The 25655-nt window shown below is 45.4% G+C and carries 28 protein-coding genes; 15 read left to right on the top strand and 13 right to left on the bottom strand.

Annotation, left to right across the window (positions count from 1 at the left end):
• The first annotated feature begins 122 nt into the window (after positions 1 to 122).
• Positions 123 to 1307, top strand: a complete 1185-nt coding sequence (locus MY523_RS02970) for a thiolase family protein (protein WP_250657320.1) — start codon at positions 123 to 125, stop codon at positions 1305 to 1307.
• 521 nt (positions 1308 to 1828) lie between these two features.
• On the opposite strand, the gene MY523_RS02965 is transcribed toward MY523_RS02970, so the two are convergent.
• Complete coding sequence (locus MY523_RS02965) at positions 1829 to 2854, bottom strand: IS110 family RNA-guided transposase (RefSeq protein ID WP_250657319.1); 1026 nt, start codon at positions 2852 to 2854, stop codon at positions 1829 to 1831.
• 140 nt (positions 2855 to 2994) lie between these two features.
• Positions 2995 to 4104, bottom strand: coding sequence for a cell division protein ZapE (gene zapE, locus MY523_RS02960; RefSeq protein WP_250658764.1), 1110 nt, complete (start codon positions 4102 to 4104; stop codon positions 2995 to 2997).
• Between the two features lie 264 nt (positions 4105 to 4368).
• On the opposite strand from zapE, the gene MY523_RS02955 reads away from it, so the two are divergent.
• Complete coding sequence (locus MY523_RS02955; RefSeq protein ID WP_250657318.1) at positions 4369 to 4845, top strand: Z-ring associated ZapG family protein; 477 nt, start codon at positions 4369 to 4371, stop codon at positions 4843 to 4845.
• A gap of 155 nt (positions 4846 to 5000) precedes the next feature.
• Here MY523_RS02955 and MY523_RS02950 read toward each other — a convergent pair whose 3' ends face one another.
• Positions 5001 to 5762 (bottom strand): Nif3-like dinuclear metal center hexameric protein, encoded by a 762-nt coding sequence (locus MY523_RS02950; RefSeq protein ID WP_256470516.1) that lies wholly within the window; start codon positions 5760 to 5762, stop codon positions 5001 to 5003.
• A gap of 217 nt (positions 5763 to 5979) precedes the next feature.
• Between MY523_RS02950 and MY523_RS02945 the strand changes: the two genes are divergently transcribed.
• Positions 5980 to 7044, top strand: a complete 1065-nt coding sequence (locus tag MY523_RS02945; protein ID WP_250657317.1) for a S1C family serine protease — start codon at positions 5980 to 5982, stop codon at positions 7042 to 7044.
• 7 nt (positions 7045 to 7051) lie between these two features.
• Here the strand turns inward: MY523_RS02945 and hisD are convergent, their stop codons facing one another.
• The 9 genes from hisD to MY523_RS02900 all read right to left on the bottom strand — a co-directional run bounded on the left by hisD (position 7052) and on the right by MY523_RS02900 (position 14114).
• Positions 7052 to 8377: a histidinol dehydrogenase gene (gene hisD, locus MY523_RS02940; protein ID WP_250657316.1), complete on the bottom strand. Its 1326-nt coding sequence runs from the start codon at positions 8375 to 8377 to the stop codon at positions 7052 to 7054.
• Positions 8378 to 8487: 110 nt separating this feature from the next.
• The gene (gene hisG, locus MY523_RS02935; protein ID WP_250657315.1) at positions 8488 to 9117 is read right to left on the bottom strand and encodes an ATP phosphoribosyltransferase; all 630 of its coding nucleotides are present in this window, start codon (positions 9115 to 9117) and stop codon (positions 8488 to 8490) included.
• 36 nt (positions 9118 to 9153) lie between these two features.
• Complete coding sequence (gene murA / locus MY523_RS02930) at positions 9154 to 10416, bottom strand: UDP-N-acetylglucosamine 1-carboxyvinyltransferase (protein ID WP_250657314.1); 1263 nt, start codon at positions 10414 to 10416, stop codon at positions 9154 to 9156.
• A gap of 61 nt (positions 10417 to 10477) precedes the next feature.
• Positions 10478 to 10717 carry a BolA family protein gene (locus tag MY523_RS02925; protein WP_250657313.1) on the bottom strand — a complete coding sequence of 80 codons (240 nt, stop codon included), beginning with the start codon at positions 10715 to 10717 and terminating at the stop codon, positions 10478 to 10480.
• 173 nt (positions 10718 to 10890) lie between these two features.
• Positions 10891 to 11202: an STAS domain-containing protein gene (locus MY523_RS02920; protein WP_250657312.1), complete on the bottom strand. Its 312-nt coding sequence runs from the start codon at positions 11200 to 11202 to the stop codon at positions 10891 to 10893.
• Positions 11203 to 11300: 98 nt separating this feature from the next.
• The gene (locus MY523_RS02915) at positions 11301 to 11957 is read right to left on the bottom strand and encodes an MlaC/ttg2D family ABC transporter substrate-binding protein (RefSeq protein ID WP_250657311.1); all 657 of its coding nucleotides are present in this window, start codon (positions 11955 to 11957) and stop codon (positions 11301 to 11303) included.
• A gap of 65 nt (positions 11958 to 12022) precedes the next feature.
• Positions 12023 to 12472 carry an outer membrane lipid asymmetry maintenance protein MlaD gene (gene mlaD, locus MY523_RS02910; RefSeq protein WP_250657310.1) on the bottom strand — a complete coding sequence of 150 codons (450 nt, stop codon included), beginning with the start codon at positions 12470 to 12472 and terminating at the stop codon, positions 12023 to 12025.
• Positions 12473 to 12559: 87 nt separating this feature from the next.
• Positions 12560 to 13342 (bottom strand): lipid asymmetry maintenance ABC transporter permease subunit MlaE, encoded by a 783-nt coding sequence (gene mlaE, locus MY523_RS02905; RefSeq protein WP_250657309.1) that lies wholly within the window; start codon positions 13340 to 13342, stop codon positions 12560 to 12562.
• Complete coding sequence (locus tag MY523_RS02900; RefSeq protein ID WP_250658762.1) at positions 13323 to 14114, bottom strand: ATP-binding cassette domain-containing protein; 792 nt, start codon at positions 14112 to 14114, stop codon at positions 13323 to 13325. Before MY523_RS02900 ends, mlaE begins: the two co-directional genes overlap by 20 nt.
• A gap of 317 nt (positions 14115 to 14431) precedes the next feature.
• Here MY523_RS02900 and MY523_RS02895 point away from each other — a divergent pair, with 317 nt between their 5' ends.
• The 12 genes from MY523_RS02895 (at position 14432) to yjgA (ending at position 24722) form a co-directional block, all read left to right on the top strand.
• On the top strand, positions 14432 to 15385 hold the full coding sequence (locus MY523_RS02895) for a calcium/sodium antiporter (protein ID WP_250657308.1): 954 nt from the start codon (positions 14432 to 14434) through the stop codon (positions 15383 to 15385).
• A gap of 125 nt (positions 15386 to 15510) precedes the next feature.
• Entirely contained in the window at positions 15511 to 16485 is a 975-nt protein-coding gene (locus MY523_RS02890; protein ID WP_250657307.1) for a KpsF/GutQ family sugar-phosphate isomerase, read from the top strand.
• Between the two features lie 63 nt (positions 16486 to 16548).
• Positions 16549 to 17112 carry an LPS export ABC transporter periplasmic protein LptC gene (lptC, locus tag MY523_RS02885; protein WP_250657306.1) on the top strand — a complete coding sequence of 188 codons (564 nt, stop codon included), beginning with the start codon at positions 16549 to 16551 and terminating at the stop codon, positions 17110 to 17112.
• Positions 17102 to 17656 (top strand): lipopolysaccharide transport periplasmic protein LptA, encoded by a 555-nt coding sequence (gene lptA, locus MY523_RS02880; protein WP_250657305.1) that lies wholly within the window; start codon positions 17102 to 17104, stop codon positions 17654 to 17656. Before lptC ends, lptA begins: the two co-directional genes overlap by 11 nt.
• Positions 17656 to 18381 (top strand): LPS export ABC transporter ATP-binding protein, encoded by a 726-nt coding sequence (gene lptB / locus MY523_RS02875; RefSeq protein WP_250657304.1) that lies wholly within the window; start codon positions 17656 to 17658, stop codon positions 18379 to 18381. The genes lptA and lptB overlap by 1 nt, the downstream gene beginning before the upstream one ends.
• Positions 18382 to 18601: 220 nt before the next feature.
• Positions 18602 to 20131, top strand: coding sequence for an RNA polymerase factor sigma-54 (locus MY523_RS02870; protein ID WP_250657303.1), 1530 nt, complete (start codon positions 18602 to 18604; stop codon positions 20129 to 20131).
• Positions 20132 to 20440: 309 nt separating this feature from the next.
• Positions 20441 to 20749, top strand: coding sequence for a ribosome hibernation promoting factor (gene hpf, locus MY523_RS02865; protein WP_250657302.1), 309 nt, complete (start codon positions 20441 to 20443; stop codon positions 20747 to 20749).
• A 33-nt stretch (positions 20750 to 20782) separates the two neighbouring features.
• Positions 20783 to 21247 carry a PTS IIA-like nitrogen regulatory protein PtsN gene (ptsN, locus tag MY523_RS02860; protein WP_250657301.1) on the top strand — a complete coding sequence of 155 codons (465 nt, stop codon included), beginning with the start codon at positions 20783 to 20785 and terminating at the stop codon, positions 21245 to 21247.
• Positions 21248 to 21333: 86 nt separating this feature from the next.
• Complete coding sequence (rapZ, locus tag MY523_RS02855; RefSeq protein WP_250657300.1) at positions 21334 to 22212, top strand: RNase adapter RapZ; 879 nt, start codon at positions 21334 to 21336, stop codon at positions 22210 to 22212.
• A 124-nt stretch (positions 22213 to 22336) separates the two neighbouring features.
• On the top strand, positions 22337 to 22606 hold the full coding sequence (locus MY523_RS02850; RefSeq protein WP_250657299.1) for an HPr family phosphocarrier protein: 270 nt from the start codon (positions 22337 to 22339) through the stop codon (positions 22604 to 22606).
• Between the two features lie 184 nt (positions 22607 to 22790).
• Positions 22791 to 24152: a magnesium transporter gene (gene mgtE / locus MY523_RS02845; RefSeq protein ID WP_250657298.1), complete on the top strand. Its 1362-nt coding sequence runs from the start codon at positions 22791 to 22793 to the stop codon at positions 24150 to 24152.
• Between the two features lie 36 nt (positions 24153 to 24188).
• Positions 24189 to 24722 carry a ribosome biogenesis factor YjgA gene (gene yjgA, locus MY523_RS02840; protein WP_250657297.1) on the top strand — a complete coding sequence of 178 codons (534 nt, stop codon included), beginning with the start codon at positions 24189 to 24191 and terminating at the stop codon, positions 24720 to 24722.
• Between the two features lie 66 nt (positions 24723 to 24788).
• Here the strand turns inward: yjgA and MY523_RS02835 are convergent, their stop codons facing one another.
• Entirely contained in the window at positions 24789 to 25655 is an 867-nt protein-coding gene (locus tag MY523_RS02835; RefSeq protein WP_250657296.1) for a carbon-nitrogen hydrolase family protein, read from the bottom strand.

Raw genomic sequence — 25655 nt, 5'->3', positions numbered from 1 at the left:
ACCTAAGAATTATGTTGCGTTTATGCATTATGCATTTCAGCTATTGCATCAAAAAAGGTAAAATACACTTTTTTAGAATGACTCGATAACAGTTCAATATATAGACAGGACGAGGCCTTGATATGTCGGTAGAAAACGTTGTAATTGTAAGTGGTGCCAGAACGCCAATGGGAGGGTTTCAGGGAAGCCTAAGCAGTATTAGCGCGACAGAGCTAGGTTCAACCGCTATTAGAGAAGCTGTTCTTAGAGCAGGTATTAAACCTGAAGATGTTCAAGAAGTCATAATGGGTAACGTATTGCCTGCAGGCCTGAAACAAGGCCCTGCCCGCCAGGCTTCAAGACAAGCCGGGCTGCCCGACGCGACGGGCTGCACCACCATCAACAAGCTTTGCGGGTCAGGCATGAAAGCTGCGATGCTTGCACACGACCTTATAAAAGCAGGGAGCAACAACGTCATGGTCGCAGGCGGAATGGAAAGTATGTCTAACGCGCCCTACATACTCCTTAACGCTAGAAAAGGATACCGTATGGGGCACGGCGATCAAGCGATGGATCACATGTTTCTGGACGGGCTGGAAGATGCCGAAACGGGTCGACTCATGGGCTCATTTGCCCAAGATGTAGCCAGCCAGAAGGGATATACCCGCGAAGAAATGGATGACTATGCTATCAACTCTCTGAAACGTGCTCAAAAGGCAATTGAAGATGGCTCGTTAGAGCAAGAGATCATCCCAATCACCGTTAAAAGCCGCAAAGGTGAAACCGTAGTTAAGGATGATGAACAACCGCATAACGCTAATATTGAGAAGATTCCGTCACTCCGTCCTGCTTTCGCAAAAGACGGCACGATTACTGCCGCAAACGCCTCTTCTATTTCTGATGGCGCCTCTGCACTGGTGCTAATGAGCGAGTCTGAAGCTAACGCCAAGGGGCTAAAACCCCTAGCGCGCATTGTTGCTCATAGCACGCAATCCCAACACCCGTCAGAGTTTACTATCGCCCCCGTTGGTGCAATCGAAAAAGTTCTGGAAAAAGCAAACTGGAGCAAAGACGACGTTGACCTGTTTGAAATCAACGAAGCATTCGCAATGGTCGCAATGATGCCTATCAAAGAGCTTGGACTAGACCCGCAAAAGGTTAATGTGCACGGCGGAGCATGCGCACAAGGGCACCCGGTAGGATCAACAGGTTCCCGTCTTCTCGTTACACTGATGTACGCACTTAAGCAGTACGGTAAAAAACGCGGCGTTGCAGCATTGTGTATTGGCGGTGGCGAGGCGACAGCTATGGCGATTGAATTGATCTAACCATTATAGAGCCTTTCCTTGATTCCGCTTCGCTTCATCACGGCTACCGTCTTAGTTAGCACTGGCAGCCTTAGTGCAGCAAAGCGGAATCAGGGTTTATCCAAGTCAGCAAGCAGTGCCTCTTAACTGACACATGTGGAATTAAATTATAGGGTGCGCTTGCGCACCGGTTGCCGCAACGATTACGAAATATCCCAGATATACAATGGTGCGCAAGCGCATATATGGACCCGCTGTTTATTGCAACCAGATTCGGTGAGTGATCTTCTAGGTATTGACTGCTCGCATATATCCGGCCTACAGGTGAAGAACGTTTATTTTCTTCGGCCGCAATGGAATTCCGCTCTTCCAGTGTACTCATCACCCTATCGGCTTCTAAGAGCCCGTGCGCTTCTCAGGTGACACAGAAGACGGTCTTATCTGTCTTACCATTCGATGAATCTGTTTTGCAATTTAGTGGCAAGATAACCTGCCGTTTACTCTTCTTACTCCTTGCCTCTTAACCGTGTATTGACATGCAGCTATGCTGCTTGTTTAACCTCGTACTGTGTTTCGTTTGATAAAAGAGCCCAAATACGTCGAGCCGTTTTGTTAGCTTGTCCTACTGCGGCTTTATTGTAACCACGTCGAGCATGCAAGTTCATTAACCAAAGACTATCTTTATCTTTCTTCTCTGAGGCTGCTTTCAGTACAGACCTCGCGCCATGAATTAGAAGGGTTCGAAGGTAACTGTCTCCCCGTTTACTAATTCCAAGCAGAAGCTCTCTTCCTCCAGTTGAATGCTGTCTAGGCACTAAGCCTAGGTAGGCCGCCAACTCCCTGCCATTATTGAAATTGCTGACATCGCCTAAATATCCTACTAATGCCGTTGCTGTAATGACACTAACCCCCGGCAAGCTTGCTAACCGCTGACAGTCCTTACTGGTGTTGAAATAGGTTTTCAATGCTACATCTATTTCTTTTACCAACCCGTCAATATGAAGCAACTCCTCATATAAACTATTGAAATGTGGCCGTACAAATTCACTTAGCCTTTTTTCATCAGCATCAGTCAGAATATCAATAAGATGCTTCCGAACATTGCTGATACCTATCGGTATAACAATCCCATATTCACTTAAGAGACCTCTCGTCTGGTTTGCGAGTGCTGTCCGCTGCTTGATCCTCTGTGTTCGCACCCTGTGTAGCATTAATATATCTTGCTGTGCGCTGCTTTTTACCGCCACAAACCTCATATTGGGTCGTGTTACCGCTTCGCATATCCCTTCTGCGTCATTAGCGTCATTTTTATTTCCTTTAATATAGGGCTTAACAAACTGTGGACTCATTAATCGGGCGGTATAACCCAACCTTGTTAGCTCACGCGCCCAGTAATGAGAGCCGCCACACGCTTCCATGCCTATCAACCCTGGCTCTCGCTTGGCGAAAAAAGCTAACACCTCTTTCCTGCGAAGCTTTTTCTTGATCTCAATCTCACCCTTGCTTGTGACTGCATGTACGTGAAAGATATTTTTGGCCAAATCCAAACCATAGGTGATAGTATTCATTTTGTGGACCCCTTACCTGTTGATGTTATATGCAAATCTCATCATGGCTCATTTGAAGCCGTTTGGTAAGCGGGTCCATACCATTACCCTATATTGCTTATGTGCAGTTGTAGCCGTGATGGAAGGAGATACGACTGTACTCAAGGCTTATGTGGCGCTTCCAGATATTCATGAGATTGCATCTCAAGTAAGCGGCTTTCAGTTCGCTCAAACTCGAAATTGAGCTTTCCACCACTGTAGAGCTTGTGAATAGGCGCTTCTGCCGAAATAATAACTTTCACATTTCGATCATAAAACTCATCAATCATATTGATAAAACGTCTTGCCTGATCATCGGTATCTCCCCCCATCACAGGCACATTGCTTACTAAAACCGCATGAAACTCTCGAGCAAGCTCAATGTAGTCGTTTTGACTCCTAGGCCCATCACACAGCTCTTTAAACTCAAACCAGACAACGTCATCAGAGTGCTTTCTGGCAGTAAGTTGGCGACCATTAACGTCTAACGCCAAACCATGAACACCTGCTTCCAGGGCTAGGCTGCCATAACTCTCTTCCAAGCTTTTATCTGCCCCATCATCCAATGGAAAATGATATAACTCCGCTTGCTCAAGTGAGCGCAAACGGTAATCTGTCCCGCCATCAACATTTACAACATCTGTGTGCTCATTGACTAATGCAATAGCTGGCAAGAATCGGGCTCGCTGCAAACCATCCTTGTAAAGACCGTCGGGCACTATATTCGATGTACAAACCAGTGAAACACCATTAGCAAACAACTCTTTCATTAACCCACCCAGAATCATTGCATCACCAATATCTGTAACAAAAAACTCATCAAAGCAGATAACTCTAGCCTCATCACTAAAACGTTTTGCAACATCGACCAATGGGTTAGCCTGCCCTTCTAGTTCAGCGAGTTCATGGTGAACTCTCTGCATAAAACGGTGAAAGTGCACTCTCATTTTTCGATCAAAAGGCAAACTCTCAAAAAATATATCCATTAAGTAGGTTTTTCCTCGACCTACCCCTCCCCAGAAATATAATCCTTTAATAGGTGCAGCCTTTTTACGCTGAACCTTTGCCGCCAGCTTGGCAAACCGCCCCTTCTTTTGGTTTTTTTCCGCATCAACCAGCTTTTCATAAAGCGCCTGAAGATGATTAATAGCATTTTCTTGCGCAGAGTCGCGCATAAATCCACTATTTTTCAAATCGTGTTGATATTGTTCAATTGGGGATAAATGAGGCATTCCAGTAATTCTCTTTCTTGAAAAAAGGCTAATCAGAGTTTCGCGGCGCATATTTTGCCTTTTATCACCGTTAAAGGCCAATCTTAAAACCTTTCACCAGCGCGCATTTATGCAAGTTATACTATTGATATTCACATTTAAGCACACGCACTTGAAATAAGGGCTTAAATATTAAAGCTAACAATCGGCCAAACGTTTGAGCTAAAATAATCCCCAGGCGACACAACTTATTTAGCCAACATCAAACACTCAGGTAAAATAACGATGAACGAAATGGAAACTTTTCTCTCTATTGGCATTATTGCATTCCTGTCTGGTGCACTCGTTGGCGCATTGATTTATCGCCTGGTAGTGAACGACGGTGGCCGCAGCAAAAGGGTAGAAAGACAAATGGATGAACTGCAACAAAAACACACGCGCTACCAAGCTCAAGTTAGCGACCATTTTGTGCAAACTGCGCAACTAATCAATCGGTTAAATGAAGATTACCGTGAAATACATAATCACTTAGCACGGGGCGCAACGGAACTTTGCAGCGAAGACAATGCAAACAATCTATTACAACTTTCAACTGAAAACACGAAAGATTCTTCAGAAGAAAATGGCAAGCTTGAAGAAATTGAAGAGATATACGCTGAGCCACCGAGGGATTACGCCCCCAAAACCAACGAAGAACAAGGAACGCTGTCCGAAGAGTTTGGCCTAAAAGGCAAACCAAAAGAAAAAGGTGCCTCTGACTAATTCCGGGTTATTACACCTGTATTAGATGAGAACAGCATCAAAGATAAGAACAGCACCAAAGAAAAGAACAGTGCCATGCAGGACATCAAATGCTTGTACATTGTCCCTTGCCCTAAATGCGATGCCCACCCCTGTTCTTTCGATAACAAATACAGTTAAACCGGGTTATCTATATCGACAAATTCATGCTCAATGTTAAACGCCTCAGCTAATTTATCACCTAACGCAATCACCCCATAACGTTCAGTGGCATGATGCCCCGCTGCAAAATAGTGTACTCCGCTCTCCCTCGCCACATGAACGGTAGGCTCTGAGATCTCCCCGCTGATATATGCATCTACCTGAGCAGCTATCGCTTTCTCAATATAACCTTGCGCGGCCCCCGTACACCAACCGACTCGTCTTATAAGGCTTTTGTCATCATTTGAAATAACTTGAGGAGCACGATTTAGTTTTTCATTCAACAAGTTAGTAAACTCGCTAACCGTCAACGGAGCTTGTAACTGCCCAACTAAACCAATGCTTGGGCGAGCACCTTCATCCAGCGGACCACTCACAGTGAGCCCTAGCAGCTTAGCCAATTGAACATTGTTACCTAACTCCGGATGTACATCTAATGGAAGATGGTATGCCAGCATGCTGATATCATTTTGAAGAAGCGCCTTTAGTCGTGCCTTTTTTATGCCGACGATATTTGGAGCTTCACCTTTCCAGAAATACCCATGGTGCACTAGCAGCAAATCAGCCCCCCGTGCAATAGCCTCGTCAACCAATGCTTGGCACGCCGTCACGCCAGTTACTATTTTTTTGACCTCTGCTCTTCCTTCTACCTGTAACCCATTGGGGCAATAGTCAGATATGGGGCGCTCTAACATCCACTGATTTGCCTGCTTAACAACCGATTCTAACGTCGCCACACTTCACTCCACTGTTATTCCAATTATAACGGGCAATATCTCAGCATACTGCTCAACAGTTACACTATAGCCAAATCCCGAGAATGAGCATTGCCTGCTAAAGGGTGCCAGCAATACTGAATCAATTTTATGTTATCGTAACAATATTATCGACGGCTGCCCATTCATAATGCGGAAGCCTATTTGCGCATAACCCCATCAGCAGGATATTCACTCAGTGCGGAACTTATTACCTGAAAGACAGCCTTCGACAACTGTAGCAAAGCTGGCTCGCTGGATACTGCCTATTGTCATTGGCGGGTTACTCGTCGTAATGCTCTATTTCCTGGAAGAGATATACTCCAGGTTATCCCCCTCCTCTGATTACAGTACCACATCATACGCGCCTGTAATAAGCAGGATATCTCCCGCAGTCGTTAACATATCAACTGAGAACAAAAGCTTAGGTTCAGGAGTCATTGTCGACAAGCAGGGGCATATAGTCACTAATCATCATGTTATTCACAATGCCAATTTAATCACCATTACACTGACGGATGGAAGGAAAGGCATTGCAACTTTACTAGGCAGTGACAGAGAAAGCGATATAGCAATTCTTAAAATATCCATGGATCATTTACCCGCGATACCTAAGCAGCCAGTAACATTAGCAGAGGTCGGCGATATAGTGCTCGCGATTGGAAACCCATACGGTGTTGGACAATCAGTCACCCAAGGAATAGTCAGTGCGATCGGCCGCTCAAATTTAGGCTTAGCGACTTTTGAGCAATACATTCAAACTGATGCAGCGATAAACCCAGGAAACTCTGGGGGCGCACTAATAACGGCAAAAGGCCAATTGATCGGCATAAATTCAGCGTTCTTGAGTCTAGCAGACGGCGCTCAAGGTATTAGCTTTGCCATTCCGATCAATCAGATCAATAAGGTAAAAAAAGACATACTGGAAAATGGGGAAGTTCTCAGAGGGTATTTGGGTGTTCGGCTTCACCAACTGAACAAGGAAGCGGCCTCCTTTTTTAACCTTCAACATACAAACGGGTTGGTTGTCATTGATGTAGAGGCCGATAGCCCAGCTCACAGGGCAGGTCTGAAACAAGGCGACATAATCTTGAGAATTAACGGGAAGTCACTCAATCACTATCAAGATTCACTTTTTACCATCGCAGATATGCGTCCTGGCCAACAAGTTTCCCTGGACTTATATCGCTCAGGAAAACTGATAGAGTTAACAGCAGAGCTTACAACAAGGTCGCCCGCCAAAGGCGTAGCGACCTTTCACTGACCTTGAGTTATGGCTTGATTCTATACTCTGCAGACCGGGCATGCGCAGTCAGCCCCTCACCTCTTGCAAGCACAGAAGCGACCTTCCCCATCTCACTCGCACCGTCAGCCGAGAATTTAATAATAGAAGAACGTTTTTGAAAATCATAAACACCTAAAGGTGAAGAAAAACGTGCTGTGCCAGAGGTCGGCAGAACATGATTAGGCCCAGCACAGTAGTCTCCTAACGCTTCAGCTGTGTAGCGCCCCATAAAGATTGCCCCTGCATGACGTATAGCGGGCAGCAAAGCATCAGGGTCTTCAACTGAAAGTTCCAAGTGCTCAGGTGCAATACGGTTGCTCACATCGACGGCGTCCGCTAAATCACTGACCTCGATAAAAGCAGCCCTTGATTCTATTGAGACCTTTATAATATCCTGCCGCTCCATAGTTGGAAGCAACTTATTAACACTGCGTTCGACTTGATCAAGGTAGTCTTTGTCATCAGAAATCAAGATCGACTGAGCGTTTTCATCGTGCTCTGCCTGAGAGAAAAGATCCATTGCGATCCAGTCCGGGTCTGTCTGCCCATCACAAATAACCAGAATCTCAGAAGGGCCTGCGATCATATCAATCCCAACAACCCCAAACACTTCGCGCTTTGCCGTTGCAACATATATGTTACCAGGGCCAACAATCTTATCTACCGCAGGAATGCTTTCTGTGCCGTAAGCCAACGCAGCGACAGCCTGGGCTCCACCAATAGTAAACACCCTATCAACACCACTAATAGCTGCGGCAGCTAAAACCAACTCATTGACTTCGCCTTTTGGCGTAGGAACCACCATGATTAGCTCTTCAACACCCGCAACTTTTGCAGGAATTGCATTCATTAAGACAGATGAGGGGTAGGCTGCCTTCCCTCCCGGGACATATAACCCAACTCGATCCATAGCAACAACCTGCTGACCAAGAACCGTGCCGTCAGATTCTGTATAACTCCATGACGCTTGCTGCTGCTTTTCATGGTAACTGCGGACACGATCAGCGGCCGTTTCCAGCGCAGATTTCTGCTCAGCTGAAATCTTACCCAAAGCCTCTTCTAACCTGTCTCGAGAAACTTCTAGTTCATCCATAGCAGCAGCTAAGACGCCATCAAATCGACGGGTATAATCAAGCACGGCTGAGTCACCATGGCTCTTCACCTGGGATAGTATCTCTTTTACAACATCATGAACTTTATGATCAGCAGCTTCATCCCAAGCTAACAGGTTACTTAACTGTTCACCGAAACATTTATCCGATGAAGTTAGACGAGTAATTGATACTTCAGCAGTCATATTTGTGTCATTCACGGGCGTAACACCTACAAGAAGGTTTATAACAATAGAGCAGTTAGCTCATCTGGCCATCAAAATTAAGGCATGATGTAAAGTTAGAGTAGAGGTATGCTAAGGCAGTTAGATTAACTAACCGCCTCAGACAATTGGTCAATAATAGATTGAATATGATGATGCTTCATTTTCATGGACGCTCGATTCACCACTAATCGCGAACTGATATTATGGATGAGTTCTCTTGGCTCCAGTCCGTTAGCTTTTAGTGTATTGCCAGTATCGACAATATCTACAATTTCATCAGCCAACCCTAGTATCGGTGCGAGTTCCATGGCACCGTAAAGTTTAATAATATCAGCCTGAATACCCTGTCGAGCGTAATACTGTTTGGCCAAATTCACAAATTTGGTAGCAACCTTTAATCTACCTTTAACTGGCTTGGCTTCTTTTTTGGCCGCCGTCATCAAGCGACACTCAGAAATTTTCAGATCAAGTGGCTCGTATAGGCCTTCTGCCCCATGCTCCATGAGTACATCTTTACCAGTAACCCCCATATCTGCGCCGCCATATTGTACATAGGTGGGAACATCGGTGGCTCTAATAATAATGAGTTTAACCCGGCTATCGGTGGTATCAAAAATCAGTTTTCTACTTTTTGATATATCTTCCAATGGTTCTATACCGGCTGCGGCTATAAGCGGCAGTGTCTCTTTCAATATCCGGCCTTTAGACAAAGCAATTGTAAGCGTATCGCTCATGTAACTCTCTCAATTCCTGTATTTGTGTATCTATAGCTAACCTGGCAGGCGTCGTATTTTGGCACCCAGTAACTGCAGTTTCTCTTCTATACACTCATAACCACGATCAATATGATAAATTCGCTCAACATATGTTTGACCTTTGGCAACCAGGCCTGCGATAACCAAGCTCGCTGATGCCCTCAGGTCTGTCGCCATAATAGGTGCACCATTTAGCCGTTCAACGCCATTAATAATGGCCGTGTTGCCTTCAAGGCGAATTTGAGCGCCCATACGGCTAAGCTCATGGCAATGCATAAAACGATTTTCAAATATGGTTTCTGTAACGGAGCCAACCCCTTCTGCTACAGCATTTAGTGATACAAATTGAGCCTGCATATCGGTAGGAAATGCCGGATAAGGTGCGGTTCTGATATTGACAGCCTTCGGTCGATTCCCTTTCATATCCAGCTCAATCCAGTCTTTACCCGTTGAGATATGAGCTCCCGCCTCTTCTAACTTAAGAAGCACCGATTCCAGCAAGTCCTCTCTGGTATCTTTTAGTTTAACCCTTCCCCGAGCAGCCGCGGCTGCAACCAGATATGTACCTGTTTCAACCCGGTCAGGCAATACATCGTAATGGCAACCGTGTAATCGCGGAACACCATTAACCACGATAGTATCAGTGCCATGGCCTGAAATATCAGCGCCCATGGCTATCAGACATTCTGCCAGATCAACGACTTCCGGCTCCCTCGCTGAATTTTCAAGCACTGTTTTTCCGTCAGCCAAAGTAGCTGCCATCAACAGGTTTTCAGTTCCAGTTACCGTTACCGTATCCATAAATATATGGGCGCCCTTCAAGCGCCCATTGGAAGATGCTTTTATATAACCATCTTCTACAACAATAGTTGCACCCATCGCCTCAAGGCCACGAATATGCAAATCAACAGGCCTGCTACCTATGGCACAGCCCCCTGGCAGGGACACTTCTGCCTGGCCAAAATGAGCCAGCATTGGCCCCAGTACCAGAATAGATGCCCGCATCGTCTTAACGAGTTCATAAGGTGCAGTAAAATGCTTGATTGTATTGGCATTTATCTCCACGCTCATTTTTTCGTCGATAAGCAATTCAATCCCCATGCGACCTAATAACTCGATCATTGTGGTGATATCATGTAAATGGGGCAGGTTACCGACACTTACAGGCTCATCGGCTAACAGAGTAGCGGCCAAAATAGGCAGAGCGGCATTTTTAGCACCTGAAATACGTATTTCGCCATCAAGTTGCTGACCACCGGTAATGACAAGCTTATCCACGAGAAATCCTGCGTTTATATAGTGAGTAAAATAATAAGGTACAACGATCCAAAAGTAGCATCTAACTGTTTTTCTGCCATTCAGATGGCGTATAGGTCTTCATAGTTATCGCGTGAATTGTCCCGTCGGCGATATAAGAGTTAAGACAGGCATACACTTTCTGCTGTCTTTTTACCGACGAAAGACCTTCAAAGACTTCACCGACAACAGTCAACTGAAAGTGATTTCCCTCACCCGCAACGGAAACCTCGCAGTCAGGAAGAGAGTCGGTCAGGATTTTTGCTACGTCTTCTGCTTGCATTTCTTAGCCTTTATCTACTGTCATTAATCTCAAAGGTTCGGAGGCATAACTCAAGTTCAGCGGCTAGCTGACCGAGCTAATCAAACCTGTTGCCCGCGCACCTGCGCGAGGCAAATAGGCTATGATACCCAAAAGCAGTCCGCTAAAGAAGCCAAAAAGAAAGAATCTGCGACTCAACTGCCGGAGGGTTCAAATGGAAGCACCAACTCCAAGCCGCTCACTCTGGCCATATCAAAGAGCTTGCCGGGACTTTCGGCGATGGTTAGTTCCATATTTTGCTGCCTGGCACACCTCACCCAAGCCAATAGCAGCGAAAGGGTAAGCGTGTTCGCCGCCCCCAAACCGGCCAGGTTAACAATCGCGCTTGACGGCATTTTAGCGATAGCATCCTCTCCCTTGCGCCGAATGGAAACAACATTGTCCGATGTCACATCCCCTGAGAGAGCAAGTATGCCTGCATCTTGTACACTCACTTCAGCAACCATTTATAGCTCCCCACTATTCAAAACCGTCTTCCAACTTACCACCATCCAGAACCAGCTAAACAAGGAACTGCTTTGTTTGTAACCTTGCTCAACACACCTTACTGAGTTGCAACAGAATCGTCGCTAATATCAATTTTAGCTGTCCAGTTTTCTATAACCTTGTCAATATTCCCCTGATGGTTACGCATCTCAAAGCTAAATCGGTCTCTAAAGGCAAGCCCGACATTAACCCCATTAACAATGACATTCTCAAGCATCCATTTTTTATTTTTGCCGTAGTTCATTGAATAAACCACAGGGTACTGATTACCACTCTCAGATGTAACAACAAGGTTAACGGAGGCCTTTTTGTCGCTTCTGGGGTTAACTTTAACGCCTTCGACGGTTATTTCAAACGCACCACTCTCTACAAGTGCTTTGGAATACGCGACATACAAACTCTTTTTAAATGAAGCGAGGAAACTGGATCTTTGCTCTTTGGTCGCTTTTCGAGCTGTTTTACCCATTACTCTCGCAGCTATGCGTTTAAAGTCGACCAACTCACTCAAGGCGGCGTCCATTTCGCTGTAGAACTTTTCAGGGTCAACCTCATAAGTCGATTTTTCACGGTTCAGCTTATCAACTAACTGGTTTGTACTTTCTTCAACAATTCGCTTCACCTCTCCTTCTACGCCACCCGCCAACGCGAAAGGACTTATAAACATCGCCAATATAACTAACCAGCTATGGAAAAAACCACCGACCTTCAATTTCATTCTATCTGCACCTATTAATTGCAAGGAGTCTCTCCCTTAAATTCCTTTATATCCAGCGCTCACTGCTACCTGCCAGAGGCAAACGTACCAATTAGTTTTTCGATATTCAATGCTGATTGTGTATCAAATATCGTGTCGCCATCTTTAAGGTACTCTTCATCCGCTCCAACACTAATGGAAATGTACTTTTCACCCAACAAACCAGCTGTCTGGATAGCGGCATTGCTGTCTGTCGTCAAATTATCAACAGAACCATAAAGTTCCATCTCAACCAGCGCCATATATGACTCTTTATCCAGTTCAATATTGCTGACTTTACCAATGGTTACACCAGCCATCGAAACACGCCCCCTGACCGACAACCCGCCCAAATCATCAAACTGCGCATAGACCTTGTAGGTTTCTGAATCCATTTTTGCAGAAAGACCGCTAACCTGGAAAGCCAGCACAGCCAAAGCACCAATGCCTAGCATGATGAATAGCCCGACCACTATCTCTATTGTCCGATTGTACATATTCACTCCGATATTATAACTTTCAAACACCCCCTTCACAGCGGGGTTCGTTTAATCTCTCGCCTTCGGCTACCTTACTGCGACGCGCTATAACGCCGTAAACATCATGGCAGTCAACACAAAATCCAGCCCCAGCACAGCCAGAGACGAATAAACCACCGTTTTGGTTGTTGCCGCGCTAATTCCCTCAGATGTAGGGACTGAATCATAGCCTTGAAAAACGGCAATCCATGTACACACAAAACCAAAAACAATACTCTTTATCACGCCATTTAACACGTCATCCTGAAAGCTAACAGATGCTTGCATATTAGCCCAAAACGAGCCCTCATAAACACCTAACCAGTCCACTCCAACCAGCATTCCGCCCCATATACCGACCACACTGAAAATCATGGCCAAAAGAGGCATCGAAATAAAACCGGCCCACAACCGAGGTGCGATCACCCTTCGTAACGGATCAACCCCCATCATTTCCATACTGGTTAACTGCTCGGTGGCCTTCATAAGCCCTATCTCAGCTGTCAGCGCCGACCCTGCGCGCCCCGCAAACAAGAGCCCCGTAACGACAGGCCCTAGCTCCCTAACCAACGTTAAGGCGACCATCTGCCCTATAGCCTGTTCGGAGCCATAATCAACCAATATGTTATACCCTTGCAGCCCAAGCACCATGCCAATAAAGAGCCCTGATACAACAATAATGACCAGCGATAAAACACCCACAGAGTAGAGTTGCTTGATCAGCAAAGGAAAGCCACTGCTGAAATTTGGAACCCCCACAAGCGACTGCATCAGAAATACACCTGAGCGTCCCAGAACAGAAACCGTATGGATAGCCTGCCTACCAAGCCTACGTAAATAATTGAGCACGTTCACTCCCTGGCAATAAATCTGAACGATAGTCGGATGCGGGATAGTGAAATGGTACCGGCCCGTCAGGCAGTCCTTGTAAAAACTGCTTCACTAATGGGGAACCGTGCTCTTTCAAGTGGCCGGGTGCCCCCTGCCCGATCACTTTGCCATCGGAAATAATGCAAACATGATCACTAATGCTAAGCGCTTCAGCCACGTCATGCGAAACGAGCACACTCGTCATCCCTAGCGCATCATTTAAAAGCCTTATTAACTGCACCAGAACCCCCATTGCGATGGGGTCCTGACCTGCAAACGGCTCATCATACATCACTAAGGACGGATCAAGAGCGATGGTTCGAGCTAACGCTATGCGACGAGTCATGCCACCCGAAAGCTCGGCTGGCATCAAGTCTCTAGCCCCCCTCAGCCCGACCGCTTGCAATTTCATCAGCACAATGTCCCTAATCATATCTTCAGGCAACTTAGTGTGCACCCTTAGCGGAAAAGCGACATTTTCGAAAACCGTTAAATCTGAGAATAGCGCACCACTTTGAAACAACATGCCTATTTTTTCACGGGCGAGGTAGAGATCCTTTCTTTTTAGCTTAAGAAGATTTTGACCGTCTACGGTAATCGTTCCTTTTTGTGGTTTCAGCTGGGCTCCGATGAGACGCAGCAACGTTGTTTTACCCGTACCACTCGGCCCCATAATAGATGTCACTTTCCCCTTGGGGATATCAACATCTATATCATTAAATATAAGCCGTTCGCCTCTAGAAAAGGACATTCCCCTAATTTCGATCAAGTTGCTCACAACAATTAATCCTGGCCTGCGACATGCGATAGTTAACTGATATAGATTGCGCTACTCCCCTCCATAAGGCCTTCCCTATAAGAGAGATTTGTGCGCGAGATGAAGTCTACATCAACTAACGTATGATTTAATCAAATATTTCAATCTATTAAAGCAAAGGATCTTACGCCCATCAGGATTTTTTTAAAATTTGCCATTGCAAGGGCGCACCAAGTTCAGCACAATTCACGCCACAACTGAAGATTCAGTCTTTGCATGAGCTATTCATACACCTAGTTAGAGTGAAATTCATGATTCTATTTTTTGCCGGCATCATTGCAGGGTTAGTCGTACTGGTATGGAGTGCAGACCGCTTTGTTAATGGCTCCGTAGCAACGGCGCGCAACCTTGGAATGTCCCCCATGCTAATAGGCCTCACAATAGTGGCCTTTGGCACATCTGCTCCAGAAATGATCGTTTCCGGTACTGCGGCACTGTCGGACGCTAGCAACCTCGCAGTCGGCAACGCCATTGGCTCAAACATAGCCAACATCGCACTTGTATTAGGTATTACTGCGTTAGTCTCCCCCATCCCGCTCAAACCGCTAGTGCTTAAGCGAGAGTTTCCCGTGCTGGTCACTGCGACACTGCTTGTTACCTTGCTGTTTCTTGATAATCATTTAGGCATATGGGATGGCATCATCATGATTGTTATTCTTGCCATATCGATGTACTTCTTAACGAGAAACAACCTGGATGCTCCTGAAATTCTTGAAGAGATTAATGAAATCCCTTCCACCAGCACCGCCAAAGCAATACTTCAGCTCGTCATTAGTCTTGGCTTACTGTTAGCCAGTTCGAAACTACTGGTATGGGGGGCAAGCGGAGTGGCCAGGGAGCTGGGAGTCAGTGAGCTGATTATCGGTTTAACCATTGTCGCCATCGGAACAAGCCTGCCAGAGTTAGCGGCATCAGTCGCCAGCGCATTAAAGGGGCACCACGATATTGCATTGGGTAATATTATTGGTTCCAACCTCTTTAACTTGCTCGCCGTACTCCCCATACCAGCACTGTTAAACCCCGTTATGCTAGATAGCGAAGTACTATTGCGTGATTACAGCATTATGTTAGCCCTTACGTTACTACTCGCTGCGGCTGCTTACATTATGCAGAAAAAAGGACGACTGGGACGCTCCTTTGGCAGTGGAATGCTAGCCATTTATGTCGCTTACCTAATACTGCTATATCGATCACTCGGTGCCTAGCAACAAGCAGGCACCAAGATCAACCATTAAATATTATTAACAAAAAGTCAGCACTAAACGTTTACACTAAAAGTGCGTTACACTTTGACTAATACATCATATTCATACATCTATCGGATAACAGAATGGTAGACTCTGCTAAATTTATCAGCTCAGCAAAACGCGCCGTCGAAATTGAAAGAGACGCAATATCACTACTAATTGGACGCATCGACAACTCGTTCGCCAAAGCCTGCCAAATCCTTCTTGATTGCAAGGGGCGCGTCGTTGTAACCGGCATGGGCAAGTCAGGTCATATTGGAAAAAAAATAGCCGCGACTCTCGCGAGCACGGGCACCCCCTCCTTTTTTGTTCACCCTGGCGAAGCCAGCCATGGCGACCTGGGCATGATAACAGCAAACGATGTGGTCATAGCCATTTCGAATTCTGGCAACACATCAGAGGTGGTCACCATACTGCCCCTGATAAAAAGAATGGAAGCCCCGCTTATCAGCATGACCGGGTCAAACACCTCAGCGCTTGCTCTTGAAGCGGATGCAAACCTTGATGTAAGCGTCGAATTAGAGGCATGCCCCCTTGGCCTTGCCCCAACATCCAGTACTACAGCCACCCTGGTAATGGGCGATGCACTTGCAATTGCACTGCTTGAGGCGCGAGGCTTTAGTGCAGAAGACTTCGCGTTCTCACACCCTGGCGGAAGCTTGGGCAGACGACTGCTTCTGAAAGTATCTGACATTATGCACACGGGCAGTAGAATTCCATCCGTCAACCACAACGTATTACTTAGCGACGCCCTACTTGAGATTTCGGAAAAAGGACTCGGAATGACAGCCATTACCGATGACAACGGCAAGCTCTGCGGCCTGTTTACTGATGGCGACCTTCGAAGAACAATCGACAAAGCAATCGATATCCATAAAACCCGTATAGATGAAGTTATGACGGCAAACTGCCGGACTATTTCAGCAGATATTCTTGCAGCAGAAGCGCTTGCGATTATGGAAGACAGCAAAATAAACGGGCTTATCGTGGTAGACAAGTCGCAGAAAGTTGTTGGCGCACTCAATATGCACGATTTACTCAAAGCCGGTGTTATTTAAGCCTGCCAGCATTATTGGCTCGTATGGAAACAGTATTTACACAATAGTGAGGTCGGGGATAACGTGAAAAGCGAAAAAATCAAAAAGCACTCCCTGCTAATCATCTCAATTCTCGCCATGATCTTAATAGTCTGGCAGAACAGCGACAATAAAATTGTGCCTGTAGCAAGCAATGCAGAACAGGAAGAGCCTGACTTTTTTATCGTTAATGGAAAATACACGGTATATGATGCTGACGGCTACGTTTCGTCCATAATGAAGAGCAGTGAAGCCAAGCATTACCCCGACCAAAATATCGCACTACTAAAGAGTCCCAATTTACTGGTTTACCGGGAAGATAATACAACATTGAGACTCACAGCGGACAATGGAAGATATAAAATGACCGAGGAGAATCTGGAACTCATCAATAATGTAACGATGATCAGAGACGAGCAGTTGAAAGCCCCCTGGACACTAAAAACAGAATCCCTGACTGTGCTCAATAAATCACGCTTTATTACCACAAAACAACCCGTTACCATTAGCGATAATGTTAGCATCCTTGAAGGCGAAGGCATGAACGCCTGGGTCGACGATAAAAAGATTGAAATTACCTCCAACGTACGAGGCAACTATGCCCAATAACAGTAAGCCCTACCATCATAGCAAACCTTTTAAAAAACAGCTGATTGCTTTAATAGTGGCACTTTCAACTCTGATCTCGACTCAGGCAAGTGCATTCACAGCAAACAGCAACCAACCTATAAAAATTCAATCTGACCGAGCTGAGCTGGACGAAAAAAAGGGCCGTTCAATTTACAGTGGAGACGTTGTTATCACCCAGGGAAAGTCAATCCTGAAGTCCGACAAGGTAATTATTTATAGTGATAAAAGCGGTTTGATAAAGCTTGAAGCCTTTGGGTCTCCAGCTGAATTCTCCGACCAGCAAGAGGGAGAAGAGCTACCCACCCATGCTTACGGCAACACCATTATCTATACCCGTAATAATGAAAAGCTGACTTTAATAGACGACGCAAAACTTGAGCAGGGAAAGAACACGTTTCGAGGCAAAAAAATCGAGTACAACACGGTTAGTCGCGTAGTCACTGCTCAGGGTGGAGAAGAGAAGTCTCAGCGCGTTGAAATTATTGTCCACCCAGTTGAAAAAGATTCCGACGAAGAAAAATAATGAAAACGTTAAGCGCCGACAACCTGGCAAAAAGCTATAAAAAACGATCAGTCGTCAAAGACGTCTCACTCTCAATACAAAGCGGTGAAATTGTTGGCTTACTCGGCCCCAACGGTGCAGGGAAAACCACATGTTTTTACATGATCGTCGGTTTGGTCGAAGCCGACAAAGGGAAAATATCAATCGATGGGGAGAATTTGACCCATTTACCCATGCATGGCCGAGCAAGAAAAGGGATTGGTTACCTCCCTCAGGAAGCGTCTGTTTTTAGAAAGCTAAGCGTTAAAGATAATTTAATGGCAATACTTGAGACACGGAAAGATCTTTCTAAAGCCGAACGCAAAGAGAAGATGGAAACCCTTCTTCAAGAGTTTCACATTACACATATAAAAGATAGCTTAGGTATGAGCCTGTCAGGTGGCGAACGCCGCCGTGTAGAAATCGCTCGCGCATTAGCCACTGAGCCGGATTTTATACTACTTGACGAGCCATTTGCCGGGGTTGACCCAATTTCTGTAAGCGACATCAAGCAGATCGTCACCCATTTGAAAGAGAAAGGGATAGGCGTACTAATAACAGACCATAATGTTCGGGAAACCCTTGATATTTGTGAGAAAGCGTATATCGTGAGCGACGGACACATTATAGCGTCGGGCACTGCGGAAGATGTTCTGTCAAACCAACAAGTTAAAGATGTATATCTAGGAGAACAATTTAGGCTTTAATAGTCTCCCCAAGCGTTACAGTGCTCAAATATTAATAATAGCGCTTGCCATGACTACTATTTTTTCAATCTCCTAACTAAAATATGATTAACCGGAAATAATAAAACAACTGACTCGGAAGTGGTTTACACTAAACCTGGTAGAGACAATAAAATAACTAAACAATGAGGAGACCTTGTTCATTGATGGTTTTGCATAAGGCGGTAGGTAATCAATGGTCATGAAAGCATCACTTCAGCTCAAACTAGGTCAGCAGCTGACAATGACCCCTCAACTGCAGCAGGCAATACGCTTACTGCAGCTTTCTACTCTTGATTTGCAGCAGGAAATCCAAGAGGCCCTTGAGTCCAATCCAATGCTGGAAATATCTGACGATGATCGTAATCGATCCGAGAACCCGGATACAGAGACCTCCTCCCAAGAGCAAAACACAGCCGATGATTCTGCATCGCAAGCTAAAGAGTCCATGGCAGAAGCCAGCTCAGAAGGCTCTGATGAAATTATGAACGCAGAAGACTGGTCTGACAGCATTCCAAATGACTTGCCAGTAGATACCGCATGGGATGACATTTACCCCAACAACGCACCGTCTGGTCCTGCCCCAGAAGAAGATAGCGACTTTGAGTCACGTAACAGCGTGGGCGAATCCCTTCAGGATCATCTGCTTTGGCAACTCAACCTGACCCCCATGTCAGACATTGATAAACTGATCGCCATGTCTATCATTGACTCAGTTAATACCGATGGCTATTTATCCAGCACCGTTGAGGAGATCTTATCCGGTTTTGCTGAAACCAATCAGGAAGAAGCGAGCGAGCACGAAGTTGAGCTAGACGAAGTACAAGCGGTTCTAAAACGAATTCAACATTTTGATCCGCCAGGGGTAGCCAGTCGAGACCTGCAAGAGTGCCTGCTAATCCAACTCAATCAGCTTCCAGATAGCACACCATGGTTACCTCAGGCAAAACTGGTCATCAACCATTACCTCAATCTTTTAGGCAACCGGGACTACGCCCAACTGATAAGACGCAGCCGCATAAAAGAGACCGACCTTAAACAGGTTATCAAACTCATTCAATCACTTAACCCTCGACCAGGCGAGCAGATCAGCGGTAATACACCCGAGTATGTTGTTCCAGATGTGGTTGTCAAAAAGGTTAATGAGCGTTGGAAAGTGGAGCTCAACCCGGAAATTGCCCCTAAGATAAGGGTTAATTCAAGCTACGCATCACTCGTTAAACGAGCTGACAGTAGTGCTGACAACACTTATATGAAGGATCAGTTACAAGAGGCCAAGTGGTTTATTAAAAGCTTACAAAGTCGTAATGAGACACTGCTGAAGGTTTCCAGTAAGATCGTGGAACATCAACAAGGTTTTCTTGATCATGGTGAAGAGGCAATGAAGCCTCTTATTCTGCATGATATAGCGGAGGCCGTAGATATGCATGAGTCAACCATATCAAGGGTCACCACCCAAAAATTCATGCATACTCCCAGAGGCATATTTGAACTTAAATATTTCTTCTCCAGCCATGTAAGCACAGCATCTGGAGGCGAGTGTTCATCAACCGCAATTCGCGCCATCATTAAAAAACTGGTAGCGGCTGAATCTGCCAAAAAACCGCTAAGCGATAGCAAAATAGCAACGATACTCGACGAACAAGGTATCAAAGTAGCAAGACGAACCATCGCAAAATATCGCGAAGCGATGTCAATACCCCCATCAAATGAACGAAAACGTTTAGTATAATTTTAGTTATGAGGGGTATTCAGAATTAAACGGTTTTGAGTCAATAAATGGATTAGCTAATATGCTAAGATTGTTGGCATCAAAAGATAGGCTTGGCGGGGCTTAACACAAGCCCAGGCAAAGCGTCATCAAGAAAGTAAAGTGAAAAACAAAGGCAATGAAGTTCTGTTCCCTTGCTGATCACTGCCAGGAATTGAGTTAACGCTATTCGGATGTTTCACTAGTAGACTCATTGCTAGTCGCACATTCAAACGCGCCTCAATATGTAGAAGATTTCAGGGAACACAAAAACGATACTAGGAGCGAAATATGCAATTGAATATTACGGGACACCACGTTGATCTGACAGACTCTTTGAAAGACTATGTTAGCAGCAAGCTCGAAAAGCTTGAACGACACTTTGACCATATCAGCAACGTTCAGGTTACATTATCAGTTCAAAAACTTCGTCAAATTGCAGAAGCGACCCTTCATATCAGTGGCGCCGATATTCATGCTACAGCAGAGCAGGAAGACATGTACGCAGCAATAGATATGCTGGTAGACAAGCTCGACCGTCAAATTCTTAAGCATAAAGAGAAGAATGTCGACAGACTTCACGGTGCATCCGCACGATAAGTTACTTGCCATAGAATAGAATAAGCATTAATAATGACCGATACGTCAGTTTCAATTCAATCTATACTGTCTCCCGAGCTGGCTCTTTGCAGCCTGCCCGGGAGCAGCAAAAAGAAAGTTCTGGAAGAAATTGCGCAGCGAATAGCGCAACAATATCCAGATATTAATGAAAACACGATCTTTAACAGCCTGATCGGTAGAGAACGATTAGGCAGTACTGGCATTGGTCAAGGAATCGCAATTCCTCACTGCAGGCTGGAAAACTGCCACAAAGTAATCGGAGCCTTGCTAACGCTTAATCAGAAAGTGCCCTTTGATTCGATCGATAATGAGCCTGTTGACCTGCTGTTTGTACTTATCGTCCCACAAGAAGCAACCAGTGAACACTTGGAGTTACTCAGCCAGCTGGCAGAGAAATTCAATAATACCGAACTGTGCCGAAAGCTTAGAGGTTGCGAGGACAGTGAGTCACTATACAACACAATCATTCAATCATAACTGATTGATCATTTTGCCGTTCAATATACTAGCTGAGCACTTTGGTTCTAAACGAACATCATTAACTCAATCAACCAGGTAGGATAATGAAACTTGTTATAGTAAGCGGTCGCTCAGGGTCAGGAAAAAGCACCGCACTCCATGTTCTCGAAGATCTGGGCTATTATTGCATCGACAACCTGCCAATCGGCCTCCTATTACCACTCGCCGATGAGGCTCTCATCACAGAAGAAACACGCCTGGAAAAAATCGCCGTCAGTATTGATGCGAGAAACCTTTCAACAGGCATCGACCAGTTTTCAGATATAACCAATCAATTTAAGCATCGCAATTTTGATATGGATGTCATCTATCTTGATGCTCTCGATCAAACACTGTTAAAACGATTTAGCGCCACGAGGCGAAAGCACCCTCTGACGAACGATTCAATATCCCTAAAAGAAGCAATCGATGCAGAAAAGGCATTACTCTCACCCATATCGTCTGCTGCTGACCTGATCGTTGATACCAGCGACATGACCATGTACCAACTCAGGGACTTAATAAAAGACCGGGTTGCCGGAAAATCAGGCCAGGATATGGCACTGCTTTTTCAGTCCTTTGGTTTTAAACATGGCGTTCCGATTGATGCGGACTTTGTATTTGATGTGCGGTGTTTACCGAACCCATACTGGGATCAAAGCCTAAGAGCATTCACTGGAAAAGATAAGCCTGTGCAAGATTTTTTAGAGCAGCAGCCTGAAACCGGTGAAATGCTGGGAGACATAGTCAGTTACCTCAATAAGTGGCTTCCACAGTTTGCCAATTCAAACAGAAGCTATCTGACCATTGGGATCGGCTGTACTGGCGGGCAGCACCGCTCGGTCTACATCTCTGAGCGGCTAGGAGAGATCTTTAAGTCACTGCAGCCGAATGTTCAAGTTCGGCACAAAGAGCTGCCAGCCCAACCCGATAGTGATCACTAAAAACTTACAGGGCTGCGTCAGTTGACAACCAAGTAGTCTTTAATTGCATAAACAACAAAGACAACAAAGACAACAAAGACAAACTTATTAAATACGAAAACAAAACACGAAATACGAAGTCGTTATGATTAAAGAAACTGTCCCGATTATTAATAAACTAGGCCTGCATGCCAGGGCCGCAGCGAAACTGGTAAGTACTGCCACTCGCTTCTCCAGCAGTATTAAAATAGCTCGGAACGGCAAAGAGGTTGATGGTAAAAGCATTATGTCTGTCATGATGCTGGCTGCCAGCTGTGGGACAGAGGTTGACCTGATTGTCGAAGGTTCTGATGAGAATGATGCGATTGAAGCGCTTAAAGCACTTATTGCTGACCGCTTTGGCGAAGGAGAGTAACCCTTCTCTACCACTACTTTTTTATCCGAATATTCTATCTCCTTATTTTAAACGGTTGTTTTTGTTATTACTTTAAGCATTCTCCTTTTTACAATTTAGACCTTACGTTATACTGATCAAGTAGCCTTTTTAGGTATAATCCGGCACGTCTCAAATATCATCACCTTAGACCCCAGGCTTATTAATGGTTAAGACATTAGAGCAAGCGAAGCGTCATAAAAAAATTCGTAGCTTAAACGAAGCACTTGAAAGTGGTTCGCTTGACCAAGTTGCTCGTATATTAAATCGGGGCCTGAGTCCAAGTGATATTGCACACCTTCTCGAATCCACACCGCCAAAAGAGCGCTCAGTTCTGTGGCAGCTCGTTGATAAAGAGCTTGAAGGGGAAATTCTACAATACCTAAGTGATGAGGTGCGTACTGATTTTCTGAGTAAATTGAATCCTCAGGAACTGATTAGTATAACCGAAGACTTCGAGACAGATGATCTCGCCGACGTCCTGCAACAACTTCCTGAAAAAGTCATACAGGAAGTACTGGATGCAATGGATCTGCAGGATCGGCAACGTATAGAGGAAGTTCTTTCCTACGCTGAAGATACGGCCGGTGGTTTGATGAACACCGATGCCATAACGATCAGACCCGACATCAGCATTGATGTGGTTCTGCGCTATTTAAGGCGCCACCGTTCACTGCCAGAAATGACAGATAAGTTATTAGTCGTCAATCGGAAAGACGAGTTTATCGGCGTCCTCTCGATTAACAAAATGCTGGTTTCGAGTCCTTCCTCCACAGTTCGGGAAGTGATGGATACAGAAGCTGTTACGATTGCTGTAAGCACCCCTGAAACCGAAGTCGCAAACCTGTTCGAACGAAGAGATCTGGTGTCCGCCCCTGTACTTAGTTCTGACGGAAGACTATTAGGCCGAATAACAATTGATGACGTTGTCGATGTTATTCGAGATGATGCAGACCACTCTCTAATGAGCATGGCCGGCCTTGATGAAGATGATGACACCTTCACACCCATCATTAAAACAGCCAAAAGACGCGCTGTATGGCTTGGTATAAACCTGATTACAGCGTTTATAGCCTCAGCAGTTATTGGCCTTTTTGAGGCCACCATAGAGAAAGTGGTTGCACTCGCGGTACTGATGCCAATCGTTGCCAGTATGGGAGGGATAGCAGGAAGTCAGGCGCTTACTCTGGTTATCAGAAGTATGGCTGTAGGGCAAATTAGTCGAAATAACCTCGGCTGGCTGCTCAACAGGGAATTTATTGTAGGCATTTTAAATGGCTGCCTCTGGGCATTAATTGTCGCAGGGGCCGCTATTGCTTGGTTTAACGACCTTACGATTGGTGTTATTATTGCCGTCGCGCTGCTGATTAACTTAATTGTTGCTGCGGTAGCAGGAACAATGCTTCCCGTTTTATTACGTGCTCGAAATATTGATCCGGCACTGGCTGGAGGCGTAATTCTCACCACCATCACAGATGTCGTAGGATTTTTGTCATTTTTAGGGTTAGCTACGATTGTCTACGCTTGATAACCCCCTTTAAGCGCATCCGCAGGAAATAGCCAGATGACCGATTTTGATCTACCTGAAGAGTTTGATGAAGAAAATATTGTAAGTAAAACCTCCATCAAACGAGACATGCATAAGCTTCAGGCTCTAGGGAAACGTCTAACCGAACTCAAGCCCAATCAACTTGAAAAAGTCCCCATGAGCGAAACGCTTAGAAAGGCGATAGATGAGTCTCAACGAATTACTCAACGAGAAGCTACCAGAAGGCATATGCAATACATCGGCAAATTAATGCGCGCTGAAGATGCAGAAGCCATTCAGAATGCAGTGGATCTTTTTGATGCTAGCAGCAAAGCTTTTGCCCAAGCACTTCACTCGCTAGAGCGGTGGAGAGACCGGCTTATTGAGGGTGGTAACGAGACCCTGTCTGAATATATCCATGACAACCCTAACGCCGATATACAACACTTACGACAACTGGTTCGTAATGCGAAGAAAGACTTAAAAAATGAGAAAAATACCGGCGCATCAAAGAAGTTGTTCAGATACTTAAGAACAATTGATGATATGGATAATGAAACAACCCCTTAAAGTCTGAGTACTAGCCTCTTAAGCCACTAAAGTGTAACACACCAAGATAAGAGGCTAATCGCCTGATCAATCGGTCAGTGACTGAACCCTTTTGTGGGAGAAGACCGGCATCGCAGACCTTAATTCTGCTACGTACGCCAAATCAATATCAGCACTAATCACCCCCTCACCCTTATCAGCACAGGCGATAACGTTCCCCCAAGGGTCAATGATCATCGAATGCCCCCAGGTTTCACGTCCTTTAGAGTGCTCCCCACTCTGGTTTGCTGCGATAACATAACACTGGTTCTCGATAGCCCGCGCTCTTAATAGCACTTCCCAATGAGCTTGCCCTGTCTTATAGGTAAATGCAGCAGGCACTGTCAAAATCTGGGCACCTTCTTTGGCCAGTCGATCATAGAGTTCAGGAAACCTTAGATCATAACAGATCGATAAACCAATCATTCCGGCTGGGCTCTTAACGACAACAGAAGCCGTGCCTGGCTCAAACTGCTCAGATTCTCGATAAGAGCCGTAACTATCTCCAACATCAACATCAAACAGGTGAATTTTGTCATAGCGACTAATTTCCTGCCCATTTTCATCGTACACCCAGCACGCTGACCGAACCCTGCTCTCAACCTCGGAGCCATCACGCCTTTGAGAACATGGTGTCGAACCTGCAATAATCCATACCTTTAACGATGCCGCCAATGATGAAATAAACGCTCTTACCTCGCCCAAGGCAGTTGCCTCATCTCGCCCAAACGCCTGCGCAACCGCACCATCAAAAAGCGCAAAATTTTCAGGCAGCAGGACTAATTTCGCGTGGTGGTTCGCAACAGCGTCAGTAACCAGCTTTTCTACCATGCTCAAATTGTGCTGCTTACTGTCGCTACTATTCATTTGAATTGCGGCAACACGACAGAGCGAAGACACTTTATTACTACCCAT

The sequence above is a fragment of the Alkalimarinus coralli genome, assembly GCF_023650515.1.
GTDB lineage: Bacteria > Pseudomonadota > Gammaproteobacteria > Pseudomonadales > Oleiphilaceae > Alkalimarinus > Alkalimarinus coralli.
The sequence above is the reverse complement of the archived record's forward strand: the minus strand, read 5'-3'. Positions and strand labels throughout refer to the sequence as shown.